This is a genomic window from Clostridioides sp. ES-S-0005-03, assembly GCF_020658455.1.
In the GTDB taxonomy this organism is placed as follows: domain Bacteria; phylum Bacillota; class Clostridia; order Peptostreptococcales; family Peptostreptococcaceae; genus Clostridioides.
Genome location: NZ_JACVWI010000002.1, coordinates 738,085 through 753,159, shown reverse-complemented (window position 1 = coordinate 753,159; position 15,075 = coordinate 738,085). Strand labels below are relative to the sequence as shown.

Genomic DNA, 15,075 nt, shown 5'->3' with positions numbered 1-15,075 from the left:
TAAAAAATATAGTTTAGTTAATAGCAAGATTTTAATATATATTTAAAGAAAAGAATTTGTAAGAATTTAAATTTAATATAGTGATTGGAGGGTGATTTATGCTTTCAAAAAACGAGATGTATATTGTAGATATAGTAGACATTGGACAGGCTGGAGTAGGCGTTGGAAAGTACAATGGTATTACAGTTTTTGTAGAGGGCGGATTAATACAAGATAAAGTTAAAGTTAAAATTAATAAGGTCAAGAAAAATTATGCTGTAGGAGACATTGTTGAAATAATAGAGAAGTCTCCATTTAGAGTAAAAAGAGTGTGTAGTGACAATCTTAAGGATTGTGGAGGGTGCCAAATACAAGATTTAGACTATAATAAACAACTTGAAATGAAAACAAATGAAGTTAAACAAGTGCTTACAAGAATAGGTAAGTTGGATGATGTGGTAGTTCATGATACTATAGGCATGGAGAAGCCATATAGATATAGAAATAAAGCTCAATTTCCAATACAAAAGAACAATGGAGTTCCTATTATTGGTTTTTACAAAAAGAAGACTCACGATGTAATATCGACAGAAAAATGTGTAATACAACATGAACTAAATGATAAAATTGTTAAGATAATAAAAACGTATATAAGAGCTTATAAGGTAAGCATATATGATGAAAAGTCTCAGACTGGAGTAATTAGACATTTGGTGACAAAAATTGGATTTACAACTAAAGAAGTAATGGTTGTATTAGTTGCTAATGGAAACAGACTTCCATATCTTAAAGAATTAGCTTCAGTATTAGAGGAAAATATACCTGGATTTAAGACTTTAGTTGTAAATATAAATGAAAAAAATACAAATGCCATTCTTGGAAAAGAGAATATAGTTGTGTATGGAGATGGTAAAATAAATGATTATATAGGAGATTTAGTATTTGAGATTTCTCCATTGTCATTTTTCCAAGTAAATCCTATACAAACTAAGGTATTATATGATAAAGCTCTTGAATATGCAGATTTAAAGGATACTGATACTGTTTTTGATATTTATTGTGGTATAGGTACAATATCTTTATTTTTAGCGCAAAAGGCTAAAAAAGTTTATGGAATAGAAATTATAGAAGATGCTATAAAAGATGCTAAGGTAAATGCTAGATTAAACAATATACATAATGCTGAATTCTATGTGGGTAAGGCAGAAGAGGTTGTTCCTAAGATGTATAGTGAGGGTAAGACTGCTAATGTTGTAGTTGTAGACCCACCTAGAAAGGGTTGTGACGAAAAGGTTTTAGAGACAATTGTTTCAATGAATCCTGAGAGAATTGTTTATGTTTCTTGTAATCCTTCTACTTTAGCAAGGGATTTAAATTATCTAAATATGCATGGATTTAAATGTATTGAGGCACAACCTGTAGATATGTTCCCTCATTCTACACATGTGGAAACTGTAGCTAAGGTAATCAAGCAATAGCAACGTTTATATAGATTAATATATTGATAATATATTGTATTTGCCACCGATTTGCCACCGTAAGGCGTTTTCGGTGGCAAATTTAGTCTACAATATTATCAAAAATCTCTACAGTCTCATTTTTCATTTTATCAGTTACATGTGAATAAGTGTCCATTGTAGTTGATATTCTATTGTGCCCAAGTCGTTTTTGTATATCTTTTATATTAGCACCATTTTCTAATAACATTGTAGCATGTGTATGTCTTAAACTATGAAAATTAAAATCTATTTCAAGTTCATAATTTATAACTCTACTTAAATATTTTATACTATTAGCTGTTATATGTTCCCCATTATCTTTAGTACACACCCAGTTTGAATCAATATACCATTCTCCTAATTTTAATTTCATTTCCTTGTTAAATTTTTTGCGTTCCTTTAGTATCTTAACTAGTTTATCACCAATATGTATAATCCTTTGAGAACTTGCAGTTTTTGGAGTACCAAGTTCAAATTGCCCCTTCCCCTTATCTATCAGAGTATGTCGAACATTTATAGTTTTATTTTCTAAGTCTATATCATCCCATCTTAGTGCTGTAACTTCTCCAATCCTCATACCAGTATAAAATCCGATTTGTAAAGGGATATAAAAATTAGACTCTTTAGGAAATCTATTTAATATTTTATTGTAGTCCTCTATGCTTATTATTTTTAAAGTTTCCTGTTCTTTTATTTGTTTCATTTTTGGCATCTTAACATACTGCATAGGGTTTTCTTTTATATATTTATAGGGATACACAGCAGATTTTAAAGAAGTACTTAGTACAGTATAAAAATTATTAATTGAGTTTTTACTAAACCCATCTCTATATTTAGTATTTATAAATTTTTGCAAAATTGTTGGAGTTATTGTTTTTAATTTGTAAACACCAAGTGCAGGTTTTATATGGTTTTCAATTGTTTGTTTATAATATTGTTGTGTATTATATTTACAATTTAGCATTACATATTCTTTATACCAAAAGTCTAAGTAGTCTGATAAACTTATGTTACTTTCATCAAAAACAACACCAGCATTATCAAATTCATTTATTGCATCTCTTAAAGCTTTTTCAGCTTCTTTTTTAGTTTTGCCACCAACTCTTTCTATCTTTTTTCTTTTGCCATTAATAGTTCCTAAATCAAAGTAGTAATACCATTTTTCACCACGTTTTCTTACGCCACCTTTCATAAAATTTCTCCTCTCAAAAGCTTTTTTATATAATTATATAATAGCATATATAAGTTTAAACAAAATAAATAAAATTAAGAGTAAATAAAAAAGACTATTGATAAAAGAGATTCATCCTCATAATCAACAGCTTTTTATAGATATAGATATTTAGTGTTTTTTATTTTGAGTTCCCAGTACTTTTTCTGCCAAATAAACAACTATTTTTTCATACTCAATATCAGTTTCTAAAGAAAAGTCAACAATAGCAGGTATCGTCATATCTCCTGCATATTTATTACCTAACCAATTTTCAATTAATTCAAGTTCTTCTTTACTTAATTCAAGTTTTTTATTTTTATTAAAATTTAAGTTCAATTTATTCACCTCAAATAATATTATATATTAAAAATAGTATTTGATAGAAGCATTCGAATTATTTATATAATTTTCTTTTTTTAATATATTCATCAGCAAAATAATTTACTAAATATTTTTCATCTAATTCTAAAGCGATTTCTAATTCTATAAGAATAGGGATAGTTAAATCTTTATCCTCATTGTTTTCCAACCTAGAAATTTGACTTCTATGACAACCAACTCTTTTTGCTAACTCTGTTTGTGTTAATTTCTTCTTTTTTCGTAACTCTTTTAACATATATTTAACCTACCTTTTAGATAATTTTATATATGTTAGTTTGTGCAATTTCTTGTAATAAATGTGCAATATTCGCACACTTTTTGTTGGAAATTTGTGCTAGAATGTAGTTAAGAAATAACTTTATCTAGATAAAGTAAATATAAGAAGAGTAATTTCAAAGGACAGTTTTAATTTTATTTGGTTTTCAATTAAGTTTTAAAAAAGGGAAGATTCTAACTATTTTAGCGAACGTAAGTTCTTGTATGGAGTAAAGAAGGGGTGGTAGTATGCAAAATGATAAAGAAAGACTTGTTGCTATTATAAGAATGTTAAGGGAAAAGGACGAAAATGATTATGAAAATTTCACGAAAATTATAAGGATTCTTATGAAAAATAAAAAAATGATTAAAAATATATATTTTTATTAAAGTTAATAAAAAAATAAAAATACATTGGATGCAACTCAATGTATTTTTATTTCTGTTTATTATCTAAAGAATCAAGAATTTTCAAAATGGCTTCTCTATCTCCTTTATCTAATTCAGCTATTTTAAATATACTTTCTCTATCTTCTTTATCTAATTCAAATATTGCATCAACTATTTTTTTTATCTCATTATCTATTTCTTCTGATAAAGTATTCAAGTTTCTGCCTAAAAGAAAATCAACAGAAACATTAAAATAAGTTGCAAGTTTATCAAGTAAAACTGCATCAGGCATTCTTAAATCTCTTTCATATTGAGACAAGGCTTGGCTTGTTATATTAAATACTTTTGCCAATTCAACTTGTTTAATATTATTATCTTCTCTTAGTTTACGCAATCTATTTCCAAAAGTCATATTTAAACCTCCAAAATAAACATTTTGTTTACTATAGTATATCATAGGTAAAAATTTTACTAAAAAAATTAAACAAAATGTTGTAATAAGTATTGACTTAAACGTTGTGTTTGAATATAATATAAATATATTAAACAATATGTTTAAAAAAGAGAGGTGAAAAAAATGAATAGACTAAAAATTATTAGAGAAAATCAAGGCCTAACTCAAACTGAGATGGCTGAATTATTGGGAATTTCTCGCCAAAGATATTTTATGTATGAACATAATAAACGAAGTTTTCCAATAAAATATGCTTTCAAAATATCTAAAATATTTGGTGTTGAGTTAGAAGAAATTTTTTTAGATATAAGTTAAACATAGCGTTTAAATATTTAAATGATTAAACTAATTATACATCCTAAAGGGAGGAATTTAAATGTCATATCAATACCAAAATATATATCAATTAAGCAGAGAAAATACTGGTCTTACACAAGAAAAGGCATCTGAACTACTAGATATATCAGTAGAGAGTTTAAGAGCATATGAGAATGATAAAAGGATACCACCAAATGCTATAGTATCAAAAATGGTTTCTATTTATAGAAATAATTTATTAGGTTATGAACATGTTAGAAGGACTACAGAAGCAGGAGTAATGTTTTTACCAAAGTTAGAAATGAAAAGTCTTTCAAGTATAACTCTAAAGTTGCATAAAGAAATCAAAGATTACCTAAAAAAGGAAGATGATTTCATAGATATAGTTGAAGATGATGTGATTGATGAAGATGAAGAAGAAGTTTGGAATGATGTTATGGAAAAGTTAGAAGGTATATATGAAGCTATTTTAAAATTAAAATTTTCAAGAAATATGAAAACTCAAAAGGAGGTATAAACATGAAAGAGTTAACAATAGTAAAAGTTAACAATAAACTAACAACTGATAGCAGAGATATAGCTTTAATGGTTGAAAAGGAGCACAAGATTTTACTAAGAGATATAAGAAACTATATAAACCAGATGGAAGAAGCTAATAAAAACATGAGTACAGATTTGTACCCATCTGATTATTTTATTGAAAATACTTACTTGGATGATTATAAAAGAGAAAAGCCATGTTATGCAATAACAAAAATAGGTTGTGACTTTATAGCAAATAAAATGACAGGAATAAAGGGAACTGCATTTACAGGAACATATACGAAAAAATTTGAAGAAATGGAACAAGAATCGAAACAACAGCTAAAGTGTAGCTATATGATAGATGACCCAATCGAACGCGCTAAGTGTTGGATAAAAGAACAAGAAGAAAATCAATCTTTAATTAAGAAAAAAGACAACATAATACAACTACAACAGCCTAAAGTTGAGAAATGGGAAAGATTTTTAAATAATGAAGGTCTTACAACAATAGAGGATTTTTCAAAGACACTAGCAATAAAAGGTTATGGAAGAAACAATATGTATAAATTATTGAGAGAAGTGGAGTATTTAAAGAAAGATAATAGCCCTTATACAAGATATGTAGAACAAGGATTATTTATAAGAAAACCTAGTGGTACACATATAGAACAAGGAGAGTTAATAGAAGATTATAAGACATTTTTAACTAGTAAAGGGATAGACAAAATAATGGAAAAGCTTTTGAAACTGGGTGTTATAAAACAAAAGAATAATACTTATGAGGGGCAAAAACAATTATCAATATTAAGTTAAAAATTATGGAGGTAGAGACAATAGACAAAGATAATCACTTATTATACATGCTTGATGCACTATTTTATAACTTTCTTGATAAACAATAAATACAGAATATTCTTGAAATGGTGGTGATTTAATATGAAAAATTTAAATATTGGAGAGCTTTTTAATGAAAGTATTAAAACAATAATACTACAAGAAGTAAAAAATGCAAAACAAGAAATAGAGAAAAAAACAGATAGAGAAAAAATAGTTATATTAATGCAAAGAGGGTATCCAAACGAATTAATACCAAAAGAAAAAGTTAGAAAAAGATTAAATATAGGTAAAGAAACGTTGAAAGATTTAATTGATTTAGGCTTAATTCCAGTAATACGAAATAAAAGAGCAACGAAAATAGCGAGTTATGATTTAGATGATTTTATAGAACAAAGCAAAGGAAAAGATTTAAGTGAGGTAATAGAAGATGCTAAAAGCAGAAAGGGGGTGATTTAATTGACTCTAAGATGGTTTCTAAGATTTTGCAAGAAACATAAAAGAGTACCTACACCAAGATTTATGTAGAGTGTGTAGCTTATATGGAAGAATGCAAACAAAGAGGACCTGAAATTTAAGAGAGGGGATTAATTATGGAAGCAAAATTAACAGCTTTTGAACCAGATATTTTTATAGAAGGTGATGTAGTAAGAGTAAGTTGTAGAAGGCTACAAATTGTAAACGACTGTATAATAACTAAATCTTATTTAAGAGAGTTGAATTTGATTTACTTTGATAAAGAGTTAAAAAGCTTAGAAGAAATGAACTTAACAATAGAAGATGCAATTAACAATGATTATGTAATTGAGAAGTTACTTTAGGGGGTGTATTTAATGGAGAGTTTAAACAATGTAAAAAGAATGGTGCAAAAACAATTAGATTTAGCTGAATTAGAGATAAGTAAAAATAGTGTGCTTTATGAGAAACTTAGAAACAAAGACAGGGATTTAATAGATGATGCACACATGAGAGATTATCTAAGAGAAATAGTTGCATGGCAAAGAGCAAAATATGCTGTTGAAAATATTTTAGAAAGTATAAATGTAGAGATTAAATCAAAAGAACATGAGGAAAGTGAAGATTACAAGAGACTTCAATTAATTTTAGAAGAAATTGAAAGAGATAGACCTATAGATGTTCAGATATAGAAAAGAGCCATTACGACTGGCTCTAATCAAAAATAGATACAAATAAATTATAGCTATATTATAGCACAAGGGGGAAGAAATGAAAACTAGAAATGAGATAATTAATGATTTAGAAGATAGATTATTTATATTAAAGTTTACTAGATTTGAAGGAATAGAAGCAGAACAAGCTTTAGGAAGTATTGCAGGACTAGAATATTGTATAAAAAGGCATAAAGAAAATTGGACAATAGAGCAGTTTAAAGAAGATTTAGAAAAGCAAAAATCAGATGGTTTATATGGAGACTATATAGATGGATGGGAAGGTGTTTTAAAAAGAAATATAAAGGACATGGAGCGTGGTGGAATTGGAAACTAATAATATTTACATTAAATTGATGGATGTAAGAGTCAAGTTCAGTAAGTTAAATCTAAAGAAAAGTGGAGAGAATAAGTTCGCTAACTTCAAGTATTTTGAGTTAGCAGACTTCTTGCCACAAGCTACTGAATTACTTGAAGAAGCTAAATTATGCCCTATAGTAGTTTTTACAAATGACTATGCAACACTAACGTTGATTAATGGAGAAAACCCCACAGAACAGATTATATTCACTTCTCCAATGAGAGACTTACAACTTAAAGGCTCTAATGAATTACAAGCACTAGGAGGTATAGAAACCTATCAAACTAGATATTTATATATTCAGTTACTCAACATAACTGAGAATGATAGTTTTGACGCAGTAAGTGGAAAAGAAGCAGCTAAAAATAATTATAATAGGAATACTCAAGAAAATAAAGGTACTAATAACAAAACTTTAACAGATAAACAATTAAGTAGAGTATATGCGATAGCTAATAGTGCAGGTGTTGGTAAAGATGAATTAAAAGATAAAGTATTTAAACGATATGGAAAAGAAATAAGGGAATTAACTAAAGAAGAATATGACTCAATATGCAACGCTTATGAAAATAAGAAGCAATAAAGGCAGGTGATATTGTGGGAATTATAAGAGTAAGTAAAGACAGAGATAATCCATATGTAGTTTTAAATAAAACTTGTTTGGATGATGTGAAGCTAAGTTGGCAAGCAAAAGGATTACATTCATATCTGATTAGTAAGCCAGACCATTGGAAAATTTATGTTAATGACCTATATAAAAGGAGCAAAAACGGTAGAGATTCTACAGCAAATATTTTAAGGGAACTTATAGAAAATGGATATATAACAAGAAAACCTTGTAGAGATACTAGGACTAATAAGATGCTTGGAGGATATGATTATGAGGTATATGAGATACCACTTGAACATCCACAAGAACTAAAATCCCGAAAAACTGATTTCCCGGAAACCGGATTTCCCGGAAACCGGGTTTCTCGGAAACCGGAAAACACGGAACTAGTAAGTAATGACTTTAAAGTAAGTAATGATGTTACTACTATTGTTATTAATGAACAACCTCAACAAGATAAAACTGTCTACATAAAAAAATACTTTGAAAAATATATAGGTGTAATTACTCCAAACAACTTTTTAGAGTTACTAGGCTTTCTAGATGATGGAATGGAGTTAGAAGTAATTATAAGGGCTATTGATGAAGCTGTAGGGAGTGGAGTTAAGAACTATAGATATGTAAAGACAATCTTAAGCAACTGGATAGAAGCAGGTGTAAAAACTAGTTTAGAACTTACAGAGTATCAAAATGAATTCGAGAGGAAGAAAAAGAGTAGGCAGGAGAAGAAACAGTCTAATAATAAAGTTGCCAATGCTCCTAGTAAAAGTAAAAATAAGTTTGCTAACTTTGAACAAACATTTACTAAGTATTCAGAGGATGAGCTAGACGACATTATTAAGAAAAGTCAGAAGGAGAAGTTCAGTTAAATAATCTAGGGAGTAATTATACAATATTACTTCCTAGAAGTTAAAAATATATTGGAGGATTGAAAAATGGAATTAAAGTTTAGACAATGGGCTAAAAAACTACAAAAAATGTATAGTTATGATGAATTAATACATCAAGCTAATAACTTGACAGAAAAATTGATTTGTAATGGAGTTTTTGTGCCAAACAATAAAAATATTGAAACAATGATATACACAGGCTTGAAGGATTATCATGGAAGAGAAGTATATGAGGGCGATATTGTTTCATGTAATGATTTAGTACATGAATCTGACTTTTTGTGTGAAGTTAAGTTTTTAAATGGAAGATTTGTTGTTGTAAATGATTTGCTAAAAGAAAAAATATCTTTATTTGAAGAAAGTCTAGATATTGAAATTGTCGGAAATATATATGAAAATACTGGAATGTTAGAGATGATAAGAAAAAATAAGATTAATGTTTGTTATCAATGCAGAAATGAAGATATAAGTAAGGATGCAAGGTATTGTAAGATTTGTGGAATAGGATTAAGAGTTATGGAATTGGTGATTGTTTTTAACTTTGAAACAGGAGAAAAAGAATTTTCATTTTTAACAGGTAAAGAATGTCTTATAGATTTTGGAGATTTAAGAGAAGGCAATATGTGTAAGTTATTCTTTGAAAATTCAGAATTAAGAATTATTGGAGTAGAAAATATTTATCAAGATGAAAGAGGTATATTTATTGAAGCTGGTGAGTGTAGCTATGAAATAATATTTAAAGATTTGGAGTGGTAGAATATGGCTAAAATTTGGGTAGATGCAGGAACGTTTTTAGAAAAAACTATTGATATAGAAGATATGTTTGAGCTTAATTTAAGAAAAGTAAGAAAAGCAAATGAAAGTAAGAAAATAAAGCTGAAACTTAATGAATCGAAATTCAAGAAAATAAGGAAAAAACCAACTAATGATACAAAAAGTAAACCTATAAAAGTTTTTAATATTGAAACTGGAGAAGTTAGGATTTTTAAAAGTGCAAAGGCTGCAAGTAAATATTTAAAAATTAGTGGAGATTATGCTAGCTGTTTAGCTAGAGATAATAGAGTAACTAGAGAAGGTTGGAAAGCAGAATATATTCAAGGAGTGACAGATGGTATTAGCAAATGTAGAGCAAGTAATTAAGTTAGCTGAAAAGATAATAAATAAGAGAAAGTGTTCAATTAATAAAGCAATTGATACAGCTATAAAAATATTAAGTAGATATGAATGTGAGGGGATGTTAGAAAAATGAAATTAAAAGATATTATAAAACTTGGAGAAAAATATTGCTATTGCCCTGATTGTGGTAATGAAAAGATTGGAAATGATGAAGGCAAGTTAATAATTGAAGAACACACATATTATAGGGAGTGTTCTTGTGGGTTTAATATATTAATTGATGATAGGAAGGATGAAATCTAATGAATATATTGGCTAGTATGATATTAGTAATAGGAAGTTTTATAGCTGGTAGAGTTTATGAGTATAGATTGAATTTAAATGAAAATGATGAAGTTGATTCAAAGTTACTTTTAGATGTTTTTAATGAAATCAATGAGTTGAGAGAAGAAAATAGAATATTAAAAGTTAGATTAGGAGTTGAGAAATAATGACAAATAAAGAATTTTTGGAAATGAGGTCAAAAGTTAGAGAATATGAAGGTATTAGAGAAATGCAATGGCAAATGGAGGATGCTATAAAGGCACTTAAATATGGAGGAGAACTTAACAACATTAATCTGAACTTTAATAATGATTTTCCTAAGATTAAAAATAAAAATATTCATATAGCAAGGTATATTGAGAAAGAATTAATTAAGCTTTTTAGTAATACGATTGATGAATGTGAAAAATACATGAAAGAGATTGAATCTAATTAAAATCATATAGATTGAATTTAAAAGAGCGTGAAAATTGTGATAATAAAAGAGGTGTATAAGAATGGATGATAGATTAGATATTTGTAAAAAAATGTTTCCTACTGTTACTAAAAATACTAGATTACTTTGCCATTATTGTGATGGTAGAAGTATTTGCAGTTATGATGAAGAAAAAGCTCGTAAATTATTGAGAGATAAAGAGGAGGTTAAGAATGACTAATTTTGAAATGATAAAAAGTTTGGATGAGGATGGAATAGCTGATTTTCTTGGGAGTACTGATTGTGTTTGTGAGTATTGTGCTTATGAAATTGAGACTTGTATCTATAGTTGTTTTGTTGGATGCAAAGAGTGGCTTGATATGGAGGTAGAAGAATAATGCATGAAGAAGAATATGAACAATTAAAGTGCGAAAGAGAGGATATAATAAAAAAACTTGAGGAGTATAAACAATTAAAGCGTACAGAAGAAAATATAACGAAAAAAATTGAGAAATATGAAGAATTGAAACATAAAAAAGAGCATGCATATAAGCAAAGTCAATTTCTTTATGCAGGAACACATGGAGATGGAGTAATAAAAATAGTTTTTTCTAATTTTACAGAAGGATATACAAATTTTAGCATACATGAAGAAGCGACAGAAGAAGAGTTCGAATTAGCAAGAAGAGCATTGCATGAAGTTCTTTGCAAACTTACAAGTAAATACATGGAAGATATGCAAAATATCTAATTAAAACAGTTTAGAGAGTTGCAAAATGTATCTTAATATAAATACTGTTGAAGTATTTTGTGACTCTTAAAAACGAAATAAAGGAGGATTTAAAATGAAAAATCAAGGTAGTTTTGTACTAAATAAACTTGGAACAGTAGATGAAGTAATGAAAAAAGTTGAAATGGATGAAAAAGAAATAAATGTTTATTTAAAAGAACTAAAAGAATGTGAAAAAGCAAAAGTTTTGATTATTGGTAAAGATGGAACTGAAATTCCAATAGTTTTTAAAGATGAAATTATGAACGAATGGTTAAGAAAAGAAATTGAGATAAGTTTTGATGAATTTAAAGATGAAATTATGCAGGTTAAACAAGTATTGCTTAAAATTACAGGAGATAATTAGAAAGCTGGAAGGTGCTCATATGACTAATAAAGAAATGTGCGAGTCAAAGAATCTTGGTGAAAGAGAAATATATAAGGAATTTAGGAAAGAGATTTGTGGTAGTTGCAAAAATGATAAGAGAGATTGTGAGAGCAAAGATTGTGATACAACATACAAAAATTGGTTGGAGGATATTTATTATGCTTAGCATCTATAAAGTAAAACTTAAAACTAAAAGAACATTGGAACAAATAAAAAAAACAAAGCGTAGACTTTGACTATTCAGAAGAAGGATTAAAAAATGCACTTAGATACTATAATTTGATTGATGGTTTAGAAGTGATTGTAGTTAAATTTGCAGATGAATATTGTCTAGCTAATTGCAGTGAGGAAGATGAAAAAACAATAATGGAAGCACATTATCTTTTAGAACAAGATGAATGGACTGGATGTTATATAAATGAATATGAACGATTTAAAAAAGATTGGGAAAATGGTGAATGTGATGGGGAATCTTGTATGGTGTTTTCAGATGATGAAATTGAGATAATTGAGAAACTAAGGGAGGGTTAAGTATGAATAAAAGAATCAAATTAAAAAAAGAATACTTCATAAAAAATGTGATGAAAGATGTGCCAATTATGACTTTGTAATTAGTAATAAGCTTATAACTTGTAATGTGTGCATAGGGTGCAGATACAAAGAAAATATGGATAAAATATGTCAAGAAAACTATAAGGAATTAAGAAAATAAAATAAATAGTCAAGGTAAGTTTGTTAATGAAACTAAAAGTCTATAGACTTACTTTGACTTATAAAAAGGAGTGGTCAATATAGTTATTACAGAGTTTAAAGTGACTTGGCAGACAACAAGAGAATGGGAAAAAGGGAACATATACAGCTCTATATTTAATGATTTAGAAGAAGCAAGAGCTTTTAAAAAAGATGAGGAAAATATAAAAGAAAATTATAATGTGAAGCTTTTAAGCAGAGCTATAGTCGAAATTGAAATAGATTAGGCAGGTGTTTTTAATGAATACTTTGATATATAAATATATAGTTAATGAACATAGAGATGAAGCAGATGAGTTAGATAGAGACTATGGAGAATTTAAAATATTTAATGGAGGTAAATGTTTTGGTGGATGTGGTAGGAATTTCTACACATTAGTTAAGTTTAAAAAAATGATAGTTACTTGTCCTCATTGTGGAAAAAAATATCAAATAAAACTTTTTAAAAATGGAAAAGTGAATATGAGAGTAATTGAGTAAATTAAGGGATGTGAGCTTATGATACATGAATTACAGATAGCTTCTAGTACTTTTAAAGATGTAATTAAGAATAAAAAACAAATTGAAGTAGAGCATACAGCAGATTTTAAAGCGGGAGATACAGTTATATTACAGTCATTTAAAGATAAAAAATTTACAGGAATTGAAGTAAACAAAGAAGTTGAGTATTTTGTTAACCTTGGAAATGGTTATGTTGAGTTGGGAATAAAATAAGAATTTAAGGAGGAAGAGCAAATGTTAGAATCTGCAACAGCAACTATAACACTAGAAGATTTAGATGAATTAAGAAAAGATAGAGAGAACTTAAGACTATTAAAAAAAGAAATAGGTAAATTAATGAAGGTTGAAATGTATTGTGATAGATGCAGTAGGGATGATTGTGAGAATTGTAAAACAAAGATTAAAGTTGAAGTTGAAAAAGATGAAATTAAGGAATTTTTATTTAACTATATTTATTATAGTAGTAGTAAAGCACGCGACTGGATAGTTCATGAATGTGAAGTAGGAGAAGCGGAATTTTATTATATAGAGGATTAAGGAGAGGCAATGAAGATTAATTTTACAATAGATGGAGAACCAATCGGAAAAGAAAGACCAAGAATGAATACTTACGCTAAAAGAACCTATACACCTAATAAAACTAAAGATTATGAGAATCTTATAAAGTGGCTATATCAATCTAAAGTTAAATATTACTTTGAAGGTTATATAAAAATGACTTTAAGATGCTATTATTCTATAGCTAAAAGTAATAGTAAAAAGGTTAAAGAGCAGAAAAGAAATAATGCGTTAAGACCTAGTAAGAAACCCGATATTGATAATGTTGTTAAGATTGTGGCTGATGCACTTAATGAGATAGCGTATAAGGATGATACACAGATAGTTGAGGTAGTAGCTAGTAAGTATTATAGTGATAAGCCAAGGATTGAAGTTGTATTGGAAGATGTTATTTAACCAATGGAAAAATTCGTTTGTTAGATTAGGTCCTTAGTTTTTCATAAAAATGTGAAAAAGCTAAATAAAGAATATATCAAATGATAAAGGAGAGATAGACTATGAATGAAAACATAAATAAAGAAATAATAGTACTTGGAACTTTAGAAGTTGAGGGAATGAAATTTCATGATATTGAGGGTGGGTTTGGAAAAGGCAAGAAAGCAATGTTAGTAAAGGATATAGCTGAGATACATAATAGAGAACTTAAACATGTAAATGAACTAATTAATAGTAATATAAAGAGATTTAAAACAAATGTAGATATTATAGATTTAAAAGTGAGTCGTTCTGAACGACTAGGTGATTTAAAGGCTAATCCTTCAAAAGGATTAGGTTATGAAGATGTTGGATATAGTAAACAATCTTTTAATCAGTCAAGAAATATTTATTTGTTATCTGAGAGAGGTTATTCAAAGCTACTTAAAATACTGGAAGATGATAAGGCTTGGGAACAATACGAGAAAATAGTTGATGGATATTTCTCTATGAGAAAAGAATTAAATAATCCTCTTTTAAGTGCATCAAAGGAGTTACAAGCTATATTTATGCTAGATAAGAAACAAGAAGTCTTAGAAACTAAAATAGAGAGTGTTAATGAGAAGTTAGAAAACTTTATGGATGATGCACCACTGTTTAATATAGAGTGTGAGAGTATTGTTAAAGAAGTTAAGAGAGTAGCAACAAAATCACTTGGTGGACATGGTAGTAGGGCTTATAAAAATAAATCTCTAAGAGGCAAAGTTTATAGTGATATATACCATCAAATTAAACGAGAATTTGGAGTAGAAAGTTATAAGGCTATAAAGCGTTGTCAGTTAGATAAGGTACTGGAAATAGTAGATAATTATAAGCTACCTACAGTTCTTGAAGAAGAAATAAGATTATTAAATAGTCAATTATCAATAGTAAGTTAAGACAGGGAAGACTTTCCCTCTTTA

General features: G+C 28.0%; 33 protein-coding genes. 29 read left to right on the top strand and 4 right to left on the bottom strand.

What is annotated here, in order from left to right; all coding sequences use genetic code 11:
• Window positions 1-98: 98 nt before the first annotated feature.
• Complete coding sequence (rlmD, locus tag IC218_RS12615) at window positions 99-1,457, top strand: 23S rRNA (uracil(1939)-C(5))-methyltransferase RlmD (protein WP_227824597.1); 1,359 nt, start codon at window positions 99-101, stop codon at window positions 1,455-1,457.
• A gap of 82 nt (window positions 1,458-1,539) precedes the next feature.
• Here rlmD and IC218_RS12610 read toward each other — a convergent pair whose 3' ends face one another.
• The 3 genes from IC218_RS12610 to IC218_RS12600 all read right to left on the bottom strand — a co-directional run bounded on the left by IC218_RS12610 (window position 1,540) and on the right by IC218_RS12600 (window position 3,307).
• Window positions 1,540-2,670 (bottom strand): site-specific integrase, encoded by a 1,131-nt coding sequence (locus tag IC218_RS12610; protein WP_227824596.1) that lies wholly within the window; start codon window positions 2,668-2,670, stop codon window positions 1,540-1,542.
• Between the two features lie 150 nt (window positions 2,671-2,820).
• Window positions 2,821-3,036 (bottom strand): hypothetical protein, encoded by a 216-nt coding sequence (locus tag IC218_RS12605; RefSeq protein WP_227824595.1) that lies wholly within the window; start codon window positions 3,034-3,036, stop codon window positions 2,821-2,823.
• 49 nt (window positions 3,037-3,085) lie between these two features.
• Window positions 3,086-3,307: a helix-turn-helix domain-containing protein gene (locus IC218_RS12600; RefSeq protein WP_227824594.1), complete on the bottom strand. Its 222-nt coding sequence runs from the start codon at window positions 3,305-3,307 to the stop codon at window positions 3,086-3,088.
• A 269-nt stretch (window positions 3,308-3,576) separates the two neighbouring features.
• On the opposite strand from IC218_RS12600, the gene IC218_RS12595 reads away from it, so the two are divergent.
• A complete protein-coding gene (locus IC218_RS12595) occupies window positions 3,577-3,717 on the top strand; it encodes a hypothetical protein (protein WP_159067252.1) in 141 nt (46 codons plus the stop codon).
• Between the two features lie 46 nt (window positions 3,718-3,763).
• On the opposite strand, the gene IC218_RS12590 is transcribed toward IC218_RS12595, so the two are convergent.
• Entirely contained in the window at window positions 3,764-4,129 is a 366-nt protein-coding gene (locus IC218_RS12590) for a helix-turn-helix domain-containing protein (protein ID WP_107613007.1), read from the bottom strand.
• A gap of 165 nt (window positions 4,130-4,294) precedes the next feature.
• Between IC218_RS12590 and IC218_RS12585 the strand changes: the two genes are divergently transcribed.
• From IC218_RS12585 to IC218_RS12455, 27 genes are all read left to right on the top strand, one after another.
• Window positions 4,295-4,486, top strand: coding sequence for a helix-turn-helix transcriptional regulator (locus IC218_RS12585; protein ID WP_167640219.1), 192 nt, complete (start codon window positions 4,295-4,297; stop codon window positions 4,484-4,486).
• Between the two features lie 61 nt (window positions 4,487-4,547).
• On the top strand, window positions 4,548-5,006 hold the full coding sequence (locus tag IC218_RS12580) for a helix-turn-helix domain-containing protein (protein ID WP_227824593.1): 459 nt from the start codon (window positions 4,548-4,550) through the stop codon (window positions 5,004-5,006).
• 2 nt (window positions 5,007-5,008) lie between these two features.
• Window positions 5,009-5,827 (top strand): Rha family transcriptional regulator, encoded by an 819-nt coding sequence (locus IC218_RS12575; protein WP_227824592.1) that lies wholly within the window; start codon window positions 5,009-5,011, stop codon window positions 5,825-5,827.
• A 123-nt stretch (window positions 5,828-5,950) separates the two neighbouring features.
• The gene (locus IC218_RS12570; protein WP_227824591.1) at window positions 5,951-6,307 is read left to right on the top strand and encodes a helix-turn-helix domain-containing protein; all 357 of its coding nucleotides are present in this window, start codon (window positions 5,951-5,953) and stop codon (window positions 6,305-6,307) included.
• 134 nt (window positions 6,308-6,441) lie between these two features.
• Window positions 6,442-6,669, top strand: coding sequence for a hypothetical protein (locus IC218_RS12565; protein ID WP_227824590.1), 228 nt, complete (start codon window positions 6,442-6,444; stop codon window positions 6,667-6,669).
• 12 nt (window positions 6,670-6,681) lie between these two features.
• Entirely contained in the window at window positions 6,682-6,996 is a 315-nt protein-coding gene (locus IC218_RS12560; RefSeq protein WP_227824589.1) for a hypothetical protein, read from the top strand.
• A 79-nt stretch (window positions 6,997-7,075) separates the two neighbouring features.
• Entirely contained in the window at window positions 7,076-7,354 is a 279-nt protein-coding gene (locus IC218_RS12555) for a hypothetical protein (RefSeq protein ID WP_227824588.1), read from the top strand.
• Window positions 7,344-7,961, top strand: a complete 618-nt coding sequence (locus IC218_RS12550; RefSeq protein WP_227824587.1) for an ERF family protein — start codon at window positions 7,344-7,346, stop codon at window positions 7,959-7,961. The genes IC218_RS12555 and IC218_RS12550 overlap by 11 nt, the downstream gene beginning before the upstream one ends.
• Window positions 7,962-7,975: 14 nt before the next feature.
• Complete coding sequence (locus IC218_RS12545) at window positions 7,976-8,857, top strand: DnaD domain protein (protein WP_227824586.1); 882 nt, start codon at window positions 7,976-7,978, stop codon at window positions 8,855-8,857.
• 66 nt (window positions 8,858-8,923) lie between these two features.
• The gene (locus IC218_RS12540; protein ID WP_227824585.1) at window positions 8,924-9,634 is read left to right on the top strand and encodes a YopX family protein; all 711 of its coding nucleotides are present in this window, start codon (window positions 8,924-8,926) and stop codon (window positions 9,632-9,634) included.
• Window positions 9,635-9,637: 3 nt separating this feature from the next.
• Window positions 9,638-10,018 carry an NUMOD1 domain-containing DNA-binding protein gene (locus IC218_RS12535; RefSeq protein ID WP_227824584.1) on the top strand — a complete coding sequence of 127 codons (381 nt, stop codon included), beginning with the start codon at window positions 9,638-9,640 and terminating at the stop codon, window positions 10,016-10,018.
• Entirely contained in the window at window positions 9,987-10,127 is a 141-nt protein-coding gene (locus IC218_RS12530) for a hypothetical protein (protein WP_227482706.1), read from the top strand. Before IC218_RS12535 ends, IC218_RS12530 begins: the two co-directional genes overlap by 32 nt.
• On the top strand, window positions 10,124-10,297 hold the full coding sequence (locus tag IC218_RS12525) for a DUF3797 domain-containing protein (protein WP_227824583.1): 174 nt from the start codon (window positions 10,124-10,126) through the stop codon (window positions 10,295-10,297). Before IC218_RS12530 ends, IC218_RS12525 begins: the two co-directional genes overlap by 4 nt.
• The gene (locus IC218_RS12520) at window positions 10,297-10,485 is read left to right on the top strand and encodes a hypothetical protein (RefSeq protein WP_227824582.1); all 189 of its coding nucleotides are present in this window, start codon (window positions 10,297-10,299) and stop codon (window positions 10,483-10,485) included. Before IC218_RS12525 ends, IC218_RS12520 begins: the two co-directional genes overlap by 1 nt.
• Entirely contained in the window at window positions 10,485-10,754 is a 270-nt protein-coding gene (locus tag IC218_RS12515; RefSeq protein WP_227824581.1) for a hypothetical protein, read from the top strand. The genes IC218_RS12520 and IC218_RS12515 overlap by 1 nt, the downstream gene beginning before the upstream one ends.
• Before the next feature lie 61 nt (window positions 10,755-10,815).
• Complete coding sequence (locus IC218_RS12510; RefSeq protein ID WP_227824580.1) at window positions 10,816-10,974, top strand: hypothetical protein; 159 nt, start codon at window positions 10,816-10,818, stop codon at window positions 10,972-10,974.
• Window positions 10,967-11,131 (top strand): hypothetical protein, encoded by a 165-nt coding sequence (locus IC218_RS12505; RefSeq protein WP_227824579.1) that lies wholly within the window; start codon window positions 10,967-10,969, stop codon window positions 11,129-11,131. The genes IC218_RS12510 and IC218_RS12505 overlap by 8 nt, the downstream gene beginning before the upstream one ends.
• Complete coding sequence (locus IC218_RS12500) at window positions 11,131-11,484, top strand: hypothetical protein (protein WP_227482701.1); 354 nt, start codon at window positions 11,131-11,133, stop codon at window positions 11,482-11,484. The genes IC218_RS12505 and IC218_RS12500 overlap by 1 nt, the downstream gene beginning before the upstream one ends.
• 94 nt (window positions 11,485-11,578) lie before the next feature.
• Window positions 11,579-11,869: a hypothetical protein gene (locus tag IC218_RS12495; protein ID WP_227483508.1), complete on the top strand. Its 291-nt coding sequence runs from the start codon at window positions 11,579-11,581 to the stop codon at window positions 11,867-11,869.
• 19 nt (window positions 11,870-11,888) lie between these two features.
• Entirely contained in the window at window positions 11,889-12,056 is a 168-nt protein-coding gene (locus tag IC218_RS12490) for a hypothetical protein (protein WP_227824578.1), read from the top strand.
• Between the two features lie 113 nt (window positions 12,057-12,169).
• Window positions 12,170-12,421, top strand: coding sequence for a hypothetical protein (locus tag IC218_RS12485; RefSeq protein ID WP_227824577.1), 252 nt, complete (start codon window positions 12,170-12,172; stop codon window positions 12,419-12,421).
• A 251-nt stretch (window positions 12,422-12,672) separates the two neighbouring features.
• Window positions 12,673-12,867: a hypothetical protein gene (locus IC218_RS12480; protein ID WP_227482694.1), complete on the top strand. Its 195-nt coding sequence runs from the start codon at window positions 12,673-12,675 to the stop codon at window positions 12,865-12,867.
• A 13-nt stretch (window positions 12,868-12,880) separates the two neighbouring features.
• Window positions 12,881-13,120 carry a hypothetical protein gene (locus IC218_RS12475; RefSeq protein WP_227824576.1) on the top strand — a complete coding sequence of 80 codons (240 nt, stop codon included), beginning with the start codon at window positions 12,881-12,883 and terminating at the stop codon, window positions 13,118-13,120.
• A gap of 18 nt (window positions 13,121-13,138) precedes the next feature.
• On the top strand, window positions 13,139-13,354 hold the full coding sequence (locus IC218_RS12470; RefSeq protein ID WP_227824575.1) for a DUF3850 domain-containing protein: 216 nt from the start codon (window positions 13,139-13,141) through the stop codon (window positions 13,352-13,354).
• A 21-nt stretch (window positions 13,355-13,375) separates the two neighbouring features.
• Window positions 13,376-13,678 carry a hypothetical protein gene (locus IC218_RS12465; RefSeq protein WP_227824574.1) on the top strand — a complete coding sequence of 101 codons (303 nt, stop codon included), beginning with the start codon at window positions 13,376-13,378 and terminating at the stop codon, window positions 13,676-13,678.
• Window positions 13,679-13,687: 9 nt separating this feature from the next.
• Window positions 13,688-14,095 (top strand): RusA family crossover junction endodeoxyribonuclease, encoded by a 408-nt coding sequence (locus IC218_RS12460; protein WP_227824573.1) that lies wholly within the window; start codon window positions 13,688-13,690, stop codon window positions 14,093-14,095.
• A 101-nt stretch (window positions 14,096-14,196) separates the two neighbouring features.
• Window positions 14,197-15,051 carry an ORF6C domain-containing protein gene (locus tag IC218_RS12455; protein WP_227824572.1) on the top strand — a complete coding sequence of 285 codons (855 nt, stop codon included), beginning with the start codon at window positions 14,197-14,199 and terminating at the stop codon, window positions 15,049-15,051.
• Window positions 15,052-15,075: the final 24 nt, after the last annotated feature.